The following is a 14141-nucleotide window of genomic DNA, read 5'->3' as shown; positions in this document are numbered from 1 at the left end:
CCAGCCAGGCCGCTCTCAGGGCATAGCCTTGAGGGCGGCGGTGAGCAGAGGCCGTGAGGGCCAGGCCGCGAGCAGCGTCTCGGCCCACTGGAGGTCGATGGCCGCCTGGGCCTGCGCAAAGAGAGCCTGGGCCTCACTCACACAGGCATAGGCCCGCGCCGCCCGCGGATCCTCGACGCACCGTCCGCTCCCCACCAAGGCCAGATGGACGCCGTAGCTATGCAGAGTGCGCGCATAATCGAGAGTCAGTTCGCTTGCCTCAAAGATCTGCGCCGCCCGTTCGAAGTGCGTGGCCGCCTCCTCGGCCTCACCCTGGACGGCCAGAATGCGGGCCAGCAAACGGTGCGCATGGCCCAGCGTCAGGCGATTCTCTTGCCGGTCGGCAATGGCGACCAGCGCGAAGGCCGTCTGTCTGGCTACCTCTAAGCGATCGAGCAAGAAGGCCAGGTAAGCCTGCAGATAGCGACCCTCTAAGGCGACTTCAGCGTCCAGACCCTCATAGCGCAGCGCTCGCTCTAAGGAGCGCTGGCCCCGCAGAAGCAGACGGCGATAGGGGCAGCTCTCGCGACAGCGACCGTCACCTAAGCGGGGATGAGCGGCAGGGTGTTGACGCTGGCGTAAGTAGGCCAGGCAGACAGCGCTGGCCTGGGTCAGCCGCACTTCGGTCAGGACAATGCGAGCATGGGCGACGGTACGAGCATGGCCGATCGCCCGCCCGGTCAGCAAGGAGCGCTGGACGCAGCGCAGAGCCTCGTCGAGCTTGCCAGCGCTCTGCAAGCTTTCAGCCAGAGCGATATTGCACCAGGCCATATGTTCGCGCTCCTGAGTGCGCTCAGCCAGGGCAAGGCTGCGCCGGAAGCAGGCTTCGGCCTCGCGCAGATCTCCACAGCGACGCGCCAACTCGCCCAGGTTACCGGTGACGAAGGCCATATTAGGCAGATCGCCGGTGCGCTCCGTCAGCTCCAAGGCCCGCCGCATGTAGAGCCGCGCCGCCTGATGGTCGGCCACCAGGGCGTGGGCCGCCCCCAGATTGCCGCAGATCTGAGCCATGGCCATGAGACACTCATGCTGCTCATAGATGGTCAGGGCCGTATGCAAGTGCTTGAGGGCCTCGCTGGGCTGGCCTAGACGGGCAGCGATCACGCCGAGAGTCTCATGGGCGTGGCCCAGCTCCAGGGGATCACCGGCGATAGCGCGCTCGCTCAGGGTCGGCAGATCCTGACCGGCGGTCAGGGGCAGCGGCTCCTGGTGCATGGCCTTCTCCAGCATCGCCAGCATCTGCTCAACCTGGCGACGGGCCTCATCGTAGTTGCCCTCCAGAGCAGAAAGGTTGCCCTCCTGCAAGAGCAGGCAGGCACTGGCCGGACTCTCAAGAGCGTCGGCCTCGCGCAGAGTTCGCTTCCCCTCCTCGAGGCAGTGGCGGGCCTGGGCAAAATCACCGGTCCGGAGCCAGGCCAGGCTCATCTCGCGCCAGATGATGGCCTGAATTTGGGCCTCGCGCTGACGTCTCTGCTGGAGCTGTGCCGCTTCCGGCAGTGGCTGCTGACGCTCCCAGATCTGCAGCGAGCGCTGGCGCAGGGCCAGAACGCGCGCGTAGAGGCGGCGCGCCTCGCTGTAGTTCCCTTGCATCATGCAGCACTCGCAGACATGCTCTAAGAGGCGGGCAAAGTGCAGCAGATCCTCGTCGCCGGCGTTCGGTAGGAGCTGCTCCAACGCGGGGGCGGGATCAGCCTCGGGCGGGAGCGAGTCGACGTTGACCACAACCTGACGCTCCAAAGGAGGTGGGGGCGGCGCTCCAACCAGGGCGAGGAGGGCCAGGCGGTAGTAGTATTGGGCCTCACCATAAGCGGCCAGGCGATAGGCTCGATTGGCCGCCCGTTCAGCGTAGCGCGCTATGCGAGCGCCCTCGCTGGCACCGCGGATCAAGTGGTAAGTGACCGCCGCTGCTACCTCCTCTTCGCGCTGGGGATTGAGTGTGAGCAGGGCCTCAGCCGCGCGACGATGGAGCTGGATGCGGCGCGCCACCGAAAGGCTCTGGTAGAGATGGCTTTCGATCAGCGGATGCCAGAAGTGGTAGCTGACCTGCCTGCCATTCTCCTCCTCGATCAGCAGGCCAGCGCGCAGGGCTTCCTCCAGCAGATCGAGTATCTGCTCCTCTTGCGGATGCGGAAGCTGACCGCTGTCCATGAAGAGCAAGTGGCTGAACTCGAAGGGCGCCCCAAAGACCGCCGCTTTGCTCAGGAGGGTCTGACAGGCGGTGCTGAGCTTGCTGAGGCGCCGATCGAGGACGGCGGCGATGGTCGCCGGCAGGGCCAACCGGGCCTCCCCCGCCGGGGTCGAGATCGCCCCGCCCTCGCAGGCCTCGCGCTCCAGGTAACGGGCCAGCTCTTCGGCAAAGAAGGGATTGCCGTCAGCCTGGGTCTGAATACTGTGCACGAGTCGGGCCGGCAGGTGAGAAACGAGTTGGGCAATCTGGGCCGCCGTCAGCGGCTGGACGGGCAGCGCCAGAAGGACCTGCTCGCGTTGGAGGTCCTTGATAAGCGTGCGCAGGGTATGGGTCGGTAAAAGTTCCATGTCGCGGCAGGTTCCCAGGAGCAGGATCGGCTGCTCGCGCAGGTGACGGGCGAGGTAGCTGAGCAGCTCCAGACTGCTCTCATCGGCCCAGTGGAGGTCATCCAGGACCAGGAGCAGGGGAGCACGACGACTGAGGGCTGTCAGCAGACTGTGCGTGGCCTCCCAGAGGTGGAGGCGCTCTTGCTCGACTGGCAGCGCCAGCGAGGTCACCGTCGGCTGCAGCAACTCATGCAACTCGGGCAACAAGGCACAAAGGCGCTGGAGATGAGAAGCGGAGATACCCAGGTCCGTCAGGGCCTGAGCAGTGGCGAGCGCCTGGCCGGAGAGCCGGCTCTGCAGGAGTGACCGCAGCAGCTCGATCCAGGGACAGTAGGGGATGGCTCCTTCTTGCTCATAGGAGCGGCTCCAGACAACTTGCCAGCCCTGACGCCCGGCCTCATCGCTCAGTTCCTCGGCGAGGCGCGTTTTCCCAATGCCGGCCTCGCCAGTCAAGAGCAAGAAGTGGGGCGATGAGAGAGCCGGCTCGGCTGCCTGGCTCGCCCGGCTGTCGGCTCTGGCAGCCAGCGCCTTCGCCTGGTCAGGGGAGTCGCCCGCGGATCTGGCCGGCGACAAATCCAGGAGCAGCTTGCGCATGATCGCTAACTCGCGCTCGCGCCCGATCAGCGGTGTCCGCTTATGACGTCCCGAGGGAAAATGCGGGTTGCTCATGGTCCGCGCTGGGAGCGTCGGCCCAGAGGGGCGGGCGCTGGCCGGCCCTGGACGCTCTTCGGTACTGGGCTCGTCTGGCAGAGCGACGGCGGCAGAGGAGCGGGCCGGGGCGGGAATCAGGCTCGATGCCGCGAGGGCGGACGAGGTCACTGCAGAGCTGGCCGCTACCAGCTCGCCGCTGCGCAGGGCCTCGTAGAGACGCCGTGTCTCGGGCAGCGGCTCGCTGCCATATTCGCGCTCCAGGACCTCGGTCAGGCGCTGATAGGCTTGCAGAGCTTCGACACGGCGGTCCAGCTTCATCAAGACCATCATTAACTGGCGCACCGCCGTCTCGTGGGTGGGGTCGCTCATCAGCAGCCGATCCAGTGGCTCTATGGCGCTGGCCAGAGCGCCACGCCGGACGCGTAGCTCGGCGAGCTGCAGCAGTACCCCCATCCAGCGACGGCGCAGGGCTTCCCGCCGCGGCAGCGCCCATTCCGAGTAGAGTTCCTCAACCAGAAAGTCGCCACGGTAGAGGGCCGCCGCTTCCTCCAGGAGCCGCTCGACCTGCAACGGATCGCTCGTCTGCTCGGCCAGCCGGATTTTCTGCTCAAACTCATCGGCATCGACCCAGATGACGCTCCCGTCAGCGAGTTCCAGCACCTCATGCTGGAGACGCAGGAGCGTAGAGGAGGCCGGGCGGCGGATCTCTGGCTCGAGCAGCAGGCGCAGCTCATGGACGGCGCCGTTGAGACGATTGGCCGCCGTTTCGCTGTCGAGATCAGGATCTGGCCAGAGCGCTTCCATGACCTGCTCCCGTCCCATGCGCCGCAGCGGATGAGACAAGAGGCAGCCCAGGAGCGCGCGAGCACGCCGCCGCTGCCAGCGCCGCCCGTCGTCCTCGCACCAGTCGTTCCCGCTGCGTCGCTCGACGCGAAATTGGCCGAGGACGTAGATGCGCAGGAGCGGTCTGGCTTCGCCGCGCCCGGCGCGACGCTCGCGCTCCCCCGCAGCGAGAGTCCGACCGCCGGCAGCCGCCGGGGCACGCCGCGCAGAGACAGAGACCGCCGATAGCCGTTGGCCCGCCTGCTCTACCTCCGCTGGCAGCTGCGCCCCGATGTACTTGCTCATGGTCCGCCCGTTCTCGCTCCAGTAGGCATACCAGTAAGGGCCATGTCCAGCTCCCTCACGGCACTTCCGGCAGCGCTGCTTGCCGCAGCGCGTGTACTGCTGGCGATAGGTCACCTTGCTCTCCATTGAGTCCTTTCCCTCTGGCCCAGGCCATTGGTCGAGGTCAGTTGCATCGACGCTCTATCCTTGCCGCACTACGAGAAGCGCTTGCAGAGTGGTAAGAGTAGTAGTCAGCAAGATTGTCTGGAAGAAGAAACATCAGACCCATAGTCATCTTGGCCGCCATACCATACCTTGCAATGAGAGCTATCCCGTCATCAGGAAATATATACGAGTTCATTATAAGACGCCAACCGTCCTCATCAGTATTGATTCCTTAACCAATAGCCCGATTGGACAGCCCCAGCCACTCAGGAAAGGCTTGCCGTCGCGGGCCGCCGCCAGCGCGGTTGACAGGTCAACAGCGGCGGGCTAAGATAGAACGCAAGGAGAGGCGGGGAGCTAGCTGTCTCCCCTTGCTCGCTTGTCTACATCGCCGCGCCATCGGCAGTCTGACGGCCTCCACAGATCGGACGCCCGGCAGATCGACCGACCGACTAATCAGCCAGCCTACCTACTTGCTTGACCCAATAGAGAAGCGCCAGGCATGCCAACGCTCGAAGGTTCTGTTGAGAGCATCGTCTTTCATAACGAGGAAACGCACTACACCGTTGCACGTTTTCGCCCCAGCACGAGCGCCGGTCGAGACTCGTCTCGCTCGTCTCGCGACGGCCTGTTGACTATCGTTGGCACGCTGCCAGGAGTTCGGGCCGGCGAAATGCTGACCGTTGAAGGCGTCTGGGAATATGATCCGCGCTATGGCCGCCAGCTCCACGTGACGAGCTTTAGCCAGCGCCTGCCCACGAGCAGCGAGGGCATCATTCGCTACCTCAGCTCCGGCCTGATTAAAGGCATCGGCCCCAAAAAGGCCCGCACCCTGGTCGAGCACTTTGGCGAGCAGACGCTGGCCATTATCGAGCAGCAGCCCGAGCGTCTGGCCGAGGTACGTGGTCTCAGCGAGAAGGACCGCGAGCGCATCGTAGCGGCCTGGACGCAGCAGCAGGAGATGAAGGAGGTCCAACTCTTTCTGCAGGCCCACGATATTTCCTTGCATCTGGCCAGTCGCATCTATCGCCAGTATGGGGCCGAGAGTGTCAGGGTGGTGCGCGAGAATCCCTACCGGCTGGTCCAGGATATCTATGGGATCGGCTTTCGCACGGCGGATGAGATCGCGGCCAGGCTGGGTCTGCCACGCGATAGCCTGCCACGCCTGGTGACGGGTCTGACCTATGTGCTGGCCCAGGCGGCCAACGAGGCTGGCCATTGCTATTTGCCGGAGGATGAGCTGTTACGGCAGGCGGAGCGCATTCTGCAGGTGCCTCAGACGGCTCTGGAGCTGGCTTTAGAGCAGGGGCAACACGAGGGCGAGCTGTTTGTGGAGCCGGCACTGCCTGGCGAGGAGAGCGGCGAGCAGGGCGGGCCGCTCGATCCAGCGGCCTCCGACTGGCTGCCTACCAACGGCCTCGTCGCGGCCCCCGCGGCTCCCACAACCGCCGCTGAGGCTGAACCTGAGCCTGCCTCACTCCTGGAGCCTGCCCCAGAGAGCAGCCGGCGTCGCGTCTACTACGGCCCCTTCTGGCATGCCGAGCGCGGTTCAGCCCGCCTCCTCAAGCGGCTGTTGCGCACACCCAGCCGTCTGCCCGCCGTCTCGCCGGCCCTCTGGGAGCAGGTCTTTCGTCAGCTCGAGGTCAGGCGCCAGCTCCAACTAACGGAGCGGCAGCGCGAGGCCGTGCAGACGGCTTTTCGCTGCAAGGTGAGTATTCTGACCGGCGGCCCCGGCACAGGGAAGACGACTTCTCTGCGGGCTCTGCTCTTGCTGCTGCGCCGCCAACGGGTGGCGGTGGCCCTGACAGCCCCTACCGGACGAGCCGCTAAACGTCTCAGCGAGGCTACGGGCCTGCCTGCTCAAACGCTCCACCGCCTCTTAGAGTACACGCCTCATGACGGGACCTACCAGCGCCACGAGGAGCGCCCCCTGGATTGTCAGTTCGTTATCGTCGATGAGTGCTCGATGGTCGATATTCTCCTCTTCTATCACCTGCTCAAGGCCCTGCCGCCAGAGGCTCACTTGCTGCTGGTCGGCGATGCCGACCAGCTTCCGTCGGTCGGCCCCGGCAACGTGCTGCGCGACCTTCTGCGCAGCGCGGTCATCCCAACGACGCACCTCAGCGAGTTGTTTCGCCAGGCCCGCCAGAGCCGCATCGTGGTGAGCGCCCACCGCGTGAATGCTGGCCTCTTGCCTGTGGCCAGGAACGAGGAGGGCAGCGACTTTCTTTTTCTGCGCGAGAGCGATCCGCTGCGGGCCCGCTCGCTGATCCTCGATCTGGTCGAGCGCCGTCTGCCTGCCCGCTATGGTCTGAATCCGCACGCCGATATTCAGGTGCTCTCGCCCATCTATCGTGGGCCACTGGGTGTGATCAGCCTGAACGAGCTGCTGCAGCAGCGGCTCAATCCGCGCTCCGAGGGCGAACTGCTGCTTGGCAAGCACCACCTGCGCGTCGGCGATAAGGTGATGCAGGTGCGCAACGACTACGATAAGGGGGTCTTCAACGGAGATATAGGCTGGGTACGCCGCATCGATCACCAGAGCGCGACCGTGACGGTCGAATTCCAGGAGGAGGCCGGTCCCCTGCTGGTCGAGTACGAGTTTGCTGAACTGGACGCGCTGACGCTGGCCTACGCGGTCACCATCCACAAGAGCCAGGGGAGCGAGTATCCGGCGGTAATTATTCCTCTTGTCTTGCAGCATGCGCCCCTGCTGCAGCGGAACCTCCTCTACACCGCCATTACGCGCGCCAGACGGCTCTGCGTCCTGGTGGGGCAGGTCCAGGCTCTGGAACAGGCCATTCGCAATGACCGCGTGGCGCAGCGCCATACAGCCCTGGCTGAGCGCCTGAAAGCTTTGTTGGAATGAGGCTCCTCTTCTTCTTTTTTGTTTTTATGCTGCCTGCAAGAGGGTGCTCCTACTTCACTGGCCTGAGCCTGGCTTGCCTGGGACCACGTGCTGCGGTAGAATAGAAACTGGATCGAGATAGTCAACTACCTACCGCCCGAGCGTCTCAGCCATCCCGTTCGGGCGGCTGCTCTTTCAGGTGGCGCCGGGTCGGTAGGTCTCCTGTATCTGTTCTTGATCGTGTCATGAGTTGTTCGTTCTGTTACGGAGTAGGGAGGACGATCCTATGCCAGAGACAGAGGCCACAACGGCGGGCCAGGGCCAGAGTACGCCCGCTGGTTACGCTCATCCCGAGGTTCTGGTAGAAACCGAGTGGGTAGCGGAGCATCTCAACGATCCTGCGGTGCGCATCATCGAGGCCGATGAGGATGTGCTGCTCTACGAGACGGGCCATATTCCAGGGGCCGTGAAGCTGGACTGGCATGTCGATGTTCAGGACCCGGTGACGCGCGACTTTGTGAACCGCGAGGGCTTCGAGCGCCTGATGCGCCGCTGGGGGATTCGCAACGATACGACGGTAGTGCTCTACGGCGATCGCAATAACTGGTATGCCTGCTATAGCTTCTGGCTGTTCACGATGTATGGCCATAAGCATCTGAAGATCATGAACGGTGGACGGCAGAAGTGGGAGGCCGAGGGGCGCCCGCTGACCAAGGAGGTGCCTCATTACGAGCCGAGCGATTACCAGGCGCCGGAGCCAGATGAGTCGATCCGCGCTTTCCGCGAGGATGTGCTGGCGACACTGCACAAGCCTGGCTACGGTCTGGTTGATGTGCGCTCGCCCCAGGAGTATACCGGCGAGTTAATCCATATGGTAAACTATCCCCAGGAAGGGGCCCAGCGTGGTGGACATATCCCGGGGGCGAAAAATATTCCCTGGTCGATGGCCGCCAATCCCGACGGCACCTTTAAATCCGCCGACGAGCTGCGGAAGCTCTACGGCGAGCAGGGGATTACGCCCGAGAAGGACGTGATTACCTACTGCCGCATCGGTGAGCGCTCCGCCCACACGTGGTTTGTGCTGACACAGCTACTCGGCTATCCGCGCGTGCGCAATTATGATGGCTCCTGGACCGAGTGGGGCAATATGGTGCGCGCGCCAATCGAGAAGCCCTGACTGGTCCGGCTCTCCAGTCTGCCGCAGACCCTTTCTGGGCCGGCCTCCCGCCTCCTCCGCTGGAGGCAGGAGGCAAGCGCGGCAGGAGAGCAGAGCCGAGCGAGACTCCTGGAGAGAGACAGAAGGTCTGGACTGGAAAGGCAGGGGCTGCCCCGGGACAGAGGTAGGCAGCGCACTCAGCCGCGGTCGGCTTGCGGAGAGCATCGGCCTGGTCAGGCGGCCTGGTCATGGTCTGCCTCTGTCACTGCGGTGGCGCCCCGTTGCTTTTGCTGGAAAGTCTAGTGATGCTCTATGGATAGACAAGAAGCAATTGAGTTTCTGCTGGACCACTACGAGAATCCGCGCAACTACGGCCCTCTTGAGGATGCCGATGTCAGCCTGAAGGGCGGCAATCCAGGCTGCGCCGATGTGATTACGATGTACGGGCGTTTCGACGAGCAGGGACGCCTGGCAGCGGTGCAGTGGGAGGGCGAAGGGTGCACGATTAGCCGCGCCGCCGCTTCCTATGTGACTGAGTTGACGCGCGGGATGACGGCAGAAGAGATTGAAAACCTGAGCTTTGAGGATCTGATCGAGGATCTGGGGCGCGAGGTCGTGATGACACGCCCAACCTGCGCGACCCTGGCCCTGGGGACGCTGAAGCGCGGCGTACATGAGTATCGTATGCGCAAGCTCGCTGAGCAGGGCGAGGCTCCCCAAACGAGCCAGGAATCCTGAAGGCGCACGCTCGACAGTCGACCTTTCGTCCCGTCTCTCCATTGGCCCGCCTCTCTCGACGGCCCTCCTCGCTTATGCCAGCATGGCAAGGTATCAGGAGCAGGGGAGACCTCTGCGGCACATCGGCCAGGACCATGCCTGGCTGCTGATGCCTTTAGCTTCTGGCAATCGATGAGTTGGGGAGCAGGTTGGCTAGAGTCCCAGCTCGCGGCGCCACTCGGCCAGCAGCTCAAGGGCGCGTTGGAGCTGCTCCCGGTGGTGAGCCGTATTGAGCCAGCGACTAACCCCCGAGGGATGAGGGAGGGGAAGCCAGCGCCTGCCGTGTTCGAGGCGCGCTGTGCCGATTACTTCCTCGAGTCTGACTTTCCCCCAGAAGGCTTCTATGGCCATGACACCCACAAGAAGTACGACACGGGGACGCAGCAGGCTTAGCTCGGCTTCCAGATAAGGACGGCAAAGGGCCAGCTCGTGGGGCGAGGGCCGCCGATCACCCTGCCCACGGGGAGCCGGCCCGGGATAACAGCGTGTCAGTGAGCTGAGGTAGACGCGCTGATGGAGGTAGCCCGGCGGGAAACCTGCTCGCTCCAGCCAGGACTGCAGGAGGCGCCCTCCCGGACCACCAAAGGGTATACCACGCTGCTGCGAACGCCAGCCGGGCGCCTGCCCGATCACTATGATCCCCCCAAGAAGGCCCTCATGAAGAACAGGACTCACTACCGGCAACGCTCGCTCCAGATAGCCCCGCTCCTGACAGCGACGGCAGGCACGCAAGGCCACCTGGAGTCGCCTTAGCTCTTCCAACCTCTGTATCCTTTCTTGCTCTAGATCTGCCTGTTGTTGCTGTTGCTCTTTATCGCCAGGGCACAGGTTGGATTCAGACAACATCGCTGGGTGCTGGCAAGGGTGAGAGACTTGGCTGCGCGTAGTCGCTAGCCAGATGACGATAGCGGCCCCGATAGTAGGCCAGCGGCTGCTTTTCAGGCTGACCAGGCTGCCCGTTGCCATCGTGTAGAGCGATATCTATGCTGGCTGCCTCATGCTCGGAAGGGGCGGCGTTGGCCTGGACGCTGGGAGCCGAGGGTCGATCGTGGGTTCCCAGGGCCACGACCTCGCCCAGCAGGATGGCATGGTCGCCACCGGGATAGTCGGCCACCAGGCGCGCCTCAACAAAGGCCAGGCTCCCTTCGAGCAGGGGCGTTCCTCTGGCGCTCAGGCGATAGGGGGCGTGGCAGAAGTAGCGATAGCGCTCTTCTGATGGTACGGCAAAGCACCGCGCTAGCTCTTCTTGCTCCTGGCTCAAGATATTGACTGCAAAGACCTGGCTCTCGCGAATGGCCTGCAGCGTTCGGCTCTTGAGGTCAATGCAGACAAGGATCAGCGGGGGGTCCAGCGAGACAGAGGAGAAGGCGTTGACGGTCAGCCCCACCAGGCCAGCGCTGCCCCTTGTCGTCACGACCGTTACTCCTGTGACAAACTGCCCCAGGACCTGGCGAAAGAACTCTTTGTCGATAGACATTAACGGCTCGATCCCTCTTCTTCCTTCCTTCACCATCAAAAGCGAGCGAGGGGACTGTCAGGCCACCTGTGCCTTGCGTCACAGCCTCGTCGCTTTGTCGCAGGCCCGCAAGCGGCTCTCCCTCGCCTGCCTACATGTAGTATCCGGGGCCTGTCGGCGCCTGACACTGGCCTTTCGGACAGAACTCCGTAGCAGAATCGTAGCATATGTGCCGCTTCTCTGCCAGCGAGGTGGATGCAGACCAGCCCGGCTTGAAGCCTTTCCATTGACAGGCGGGAAGATGAGGGCGTATAGTTACAGCGAAAGCCCGAAGGCGCAGTCCATCGGCAGGCCTGTCACCGGCTTTCAGCTCCGCCGAGTAGACGGCCGGCGTGCTCAGGGGGAGCGAGGCAGCCGCCCCACCTGCGATGCTGCCACTCGCGACGCGCAAGGAGCCGGAGGACTGCTCCCTGGCCAGAACGGATGGCGGTTCGCTGATCGGCAGCCTCCGGAGGCTGCCGGCAGGGAGGGGCGGATGGGACGGCCTGGCGCCGTGGTCGCCTGCCTTAGCGGGCCAGGACAGGCAGCTTCTTGCTGCCCGCCAGGCATCAGGTTCAGGTTGGGATCTCTGGCAGCGTATGATTTGGTGAGGGATTGACGATCGAGACCAAGAGTAGCAGTGAATCGTCTGCGCCTGCGCTGACTCTTGCCGAGGCTCAGGCCGTGGGTGTCAGACGTCGCCTGACTCCCCTTATCTTGACGATTCTCTTCGTCTTGTTGCCGGTGACGCTACTGGCGGCGGTCAGTACCGGCTCGACGGCTATTCCTTTTGCAACGGTTGTGCAGATTCTGCTTAATGGCAGCCATCTCTTTCATTTTCGGCAGAGTTGGGACCCGGCCCTGACGGTCATCGTCTGGGACCTGCGCCTGCCGGAGGCCCTGGGAGCGGCGCTGGTGGGGGCAGGATTGGCGGTAGCTGGGGTCCTCTTTCAGGGCATGCTGCGCAATCCGCTGGCCGATCCGTTTCTCATGGGTACCTCCTCGGGGGCCGCTCTGGGCGCCGTGATTGCCTTCATTCTCCCGCTCGATACGGCCTACGGCCTCTTTTTCTCGCTGACCCCCCTGCTGGCTTTCAGCGGAGCCTTGTTGACGGTGCTGCTGGTCTACGCTATTGCGCGCGTGGGAGGACGCACGCCGGTCGTAACCCTGTTGCTGGCCGGGGTGGTGATGAACGCTTTGCTGGTCGCCGTGCAGACCCTCATTCTGACGCTTAGTCCCCAGGCTCAGTTTAATCTGCAGGCTCTCTTTACCTGGCTCTCGGGGGGCATCAGCGTCAATAGCTGGTGGCCGGTGGCGATCGTGGGAAGCCTGATTCTGGCCGGGGTGGGGGGGGCCTTGGTTCTGGGACCGGTGCTGGATGCTTTCGCGCTGGGCGAGGAGGGTGCGGCTCACCTGGGCCTGCACGTTGAGTGGTACAAGTTTCTGCTGATTATGCTCGGCTCGTTGCTGACAGCCGCAGCGGTCTCGATTAGTGGCCTGATCGGCTTTGTGGGGCTGGTGACGCCGCATATGCTGCGCCTGCTGATCGGCCCACGCCATCGCCCCTTGATCGCGGCTTCGGCTTTGGGGGGGGCCTCTTTTCTAACTCTGGCCGATTTGTTGGCCCGCACGGTGATCGCTCCAGCAGTTCTGCCGGTCGGGGTCTTCACGGCCTTGATCGGGGCCCCGTTCTTTCTCTATCTGCTGCGTCAGAGCAAGAAGGAGTACCGATGGTCGTGAATCTCAGATCCGAGAGCAGAGATCTTCTCTCGTCGGGGGAGGCTCCGCTGCTGGAGGTGCATCATGTGACTTTCGGCTACGGTCCGCAGCCGCTCTTTTTTGATGTCTGTCTGCAGCTGGCGGAGGGCGAGATGGTGGGTTTGTTGGGACCCAATGGTTCGGGCAAGACTACCTTGCTGCGCTTGCTGAGCGGGGTGCTCTCTCCAACCCAGGGAGAGATCCGCTTGCTGGGGCGGGCACTTGGCCGCTGGCGACGGCGCGAGCTGGCGCGCGTGGTGGCGGTGGTTCCCCAGGAGCTGCAGATGCCGTTCGAGTTTACGGTGGAGCAACTGGTGGCTCTGGGCCGCCTGCCATTTATCCGGCTGCTGGGCAGCTACAGGCCGCAGGACCGGGCGCGCGTTGAGGAGGCGATGCGCGTGACGGGCGTGGCGGGGCTGGCGGAGCGGCCTTTCAACGAGCTGAGCGGCGGCGAGCGGCAGCGGGTATTGGTGGCAATGGCTCTGGCTCAGCAGCCGCGCCTGCTGCTGCTCGATGAGCCGACCGCCCATCTGGATATTCGCTATCAGATCGAGGTTCTAGAGCTGGTGCAGCGTCTGAATCGCGAGCACGGGATGACAGTGATGGCAGCGATGCACGATTTGAATCTGGCAGCTCGCTATTTTCCGCGCCTGGTGCTCTTTCAGCGAGGAATTGTGGCCGATGGCGCTCCGTCGGAGGTGCTGGAGCCACGCTTGCTGAGCCGGGTCTATGGGATCGCGGTCCAGGTGGGGATTGTGCGCGGCACAGCCCATTTCAGCGTGGTGCCGCCAGGCAGCCACGAGGCCGAGGAGGCGGAGATGCCGGAGCCACCTGCGCGGGTATTTGTGATGGCCGGCGGCGGCTCTGGCGAGCGCCTGATGCGGGCTTTGGCGGATTGGCATGTTCCTTTTCTGGCCGGGGTGCTCAATATCGGTGACAGTGATCATATGCTGGCTCTGCGCCTGGCGAGCCGCGTGCTCAGCGAGCAGCCTTATGCCCCACTCTCTCAGGCCGCGCTGGAGGAGCTGCGCACGGCTCTGGCAACTGTCGAGACGCTGATTATTTGTCCGATGTACGTGGGACCCGGCAATGTGGCTTTGCTGCGCGAGGCGCTGAGGGCGGCACAGCAGGGCTGCAGGGTGCTCTTGCTGGCTCCAGAGATGGCCGAGGTGACTCCGTCAGCAGCTGATGAGCGCTCCGGCAGCGGCCCGCTGGAGTCAGCTGCTCTGCTGGCACGAACGGGGATCGCGGCCCGCGATTTTACTGGCGGCGAGGCGACGCGGCTGGTTGAGCAGTTATTGCAGGCCGGGGCGCGCGTAATCAGCCGACCGGCAGAGGCGCTGGCACTGTGCACCGTCTGAGAGAGCTGGGATGGGACCGGCTCCGAGGTCTGGGGAGGATGAGAGAGGGGCGGGACTGGGGGGAGAAAGGGACCTCGCAGGCCCACGCTTGCAAACGGGGTTTTGTATGTAGTATATTGCTTTGTACAGCATGATAGAGTCTCGGAATGCGAGCCTTGTTCTCGATGAAAAATCGATGCCATCTTCAAAAGGCAGGGTAGACGGCATGGG

General features: G+C 63.8%; 8 protein-coding genes. 5 read left to right on the top strand and 3 right to left on the bottom strand.

Translation table 11 applies throughout. The features are described 5' to 3' along the window. Window positions 1–15 precede the first annotated feature (15 nt). On the bottom strand, window positions 16–4518 hold the full coding sequence (locus tag ACFMO7_RS10735; protein ID WP_376795484.1) for a DUF6788 family protein: 4503 nt from the start codon (window positions 4516–4518) through the stop codon (window positions 16–18). A 520-nt stretch (window positions 4519–5038) separates the two neighbouring features. On the opposite strand from ACFMO7_RS10735, the gene ACFMO7_RS10730 reads away from it, so the two are divergent. From ACFMO7_RS10730 to ACFMO7_RS10720, 3 genes are all read left to right on the top strand, one after another. Continuing rightward, a complete protein-coding gene (locus ACFMO7_RS10730) occupies window positions 5039–7405 on the top strand; it encodes an AAA family ATPase (protein ID WP_376795483.1) in 2367 nt (788 codons plus the stop codon). Between the two features lie 265 nt (window positions 7406–7670). Further along, complete coding sequence (locus ACFMO7_RS10725) at window positions 7671–8561, top strand: sulfurtransferase (protein WP_376795482.1); 891 nt, start codon at window positions 7671–7673, stop codon at window positions 8559–8561. Between the two features lie 291 nt (window positions 8562–8852). After that, complete coding sequence (locus tag ACFMO7_RS10720; RefSeq protein WP_376795481.1) at window positions 8853–9278, top strand: iron-sulfur cluster assembly scaffold protein; 426 nt, start codon at window positions 8853–8855, stop codon at window positions 9276–9278. Window positions 9279–9470: 192 nt separating this feature from the next. On the opposite strand, the gene ACFMO7_RS10715 is transcribed toward ACFMO7_RS10720, so the two are convergent. Then, on the bottom strand, window positions 9471–10079 hold the full coding sequence (locus tag ACFMO7_RS10715) for a uracil-DNA glycosylase family protein (protein ID WP_376795480.1): 609 nt from the start codon (window positions 10077–10079) through the stop codon (window positions 9471–9473). Between the two features lie 73 nt (window positions 10080–10152). Continuing rightward, window positions 10153–10794, bottom strand: a complete 642-nt coding sequence (locus ACFMO7_RS10710; protein ID WP_376795479.1) for a flavin reductase family protein — start codon at window positions 10792–10794, stop codon at window positions 10153–10155. Window positions 10795–11496: 702 nt separating this feature from the next. Here ACFMO7_RS10710 and ACFMO7_RS10705 point away from each other — a divergent pair. Both ACFMO7_RS10705 and ACFMO7_RS10700 read left to right on the top strand, forming a co-directional pair. Beyond that, window positions 11497–12552: a FecCD family ABC transporter permease gene (locus tag ACFMO7_RS10705; RefSeq protein WP_376795478.1), complete on the top strand. Its 1056-nt coding sequence runs from the start codon at window positions 11497–11499 to the stop codon at window positions 12550–12552. After that, window positions 12549–13931 carry an ABC transporter ATP-binding protein gene (locus tag ACFMO7_RS10700; protein WP_376795477.1) on the top strand — a complete coding sequence of 461 codons (1383 nt, stop codon included), beginning with the start codon at window positions 12549–12551 and terminating at the stop codon, window positions 13929–13931. Before ACFMO7_RS10705 ends, ACFMO7_RS10700 begins: the two co-directional genes overlap by 4 nt. Window positions 13932–14141: the final 210 nt, after the last annotated feature.

The sequence above is a fragment of the Thermogemmatispora sp. genome, from assembly GCF_042408735.1.
Taxonomy (GTDB): Bacteria; Chloroflexota; Ktedonobacteria; order Ktedonobacterales; family Ktedonobacteraceae; genus Thermogemmatispora.
This window is presented reverse-complemented; position numbering and strand designations above follow the sequence as displayed.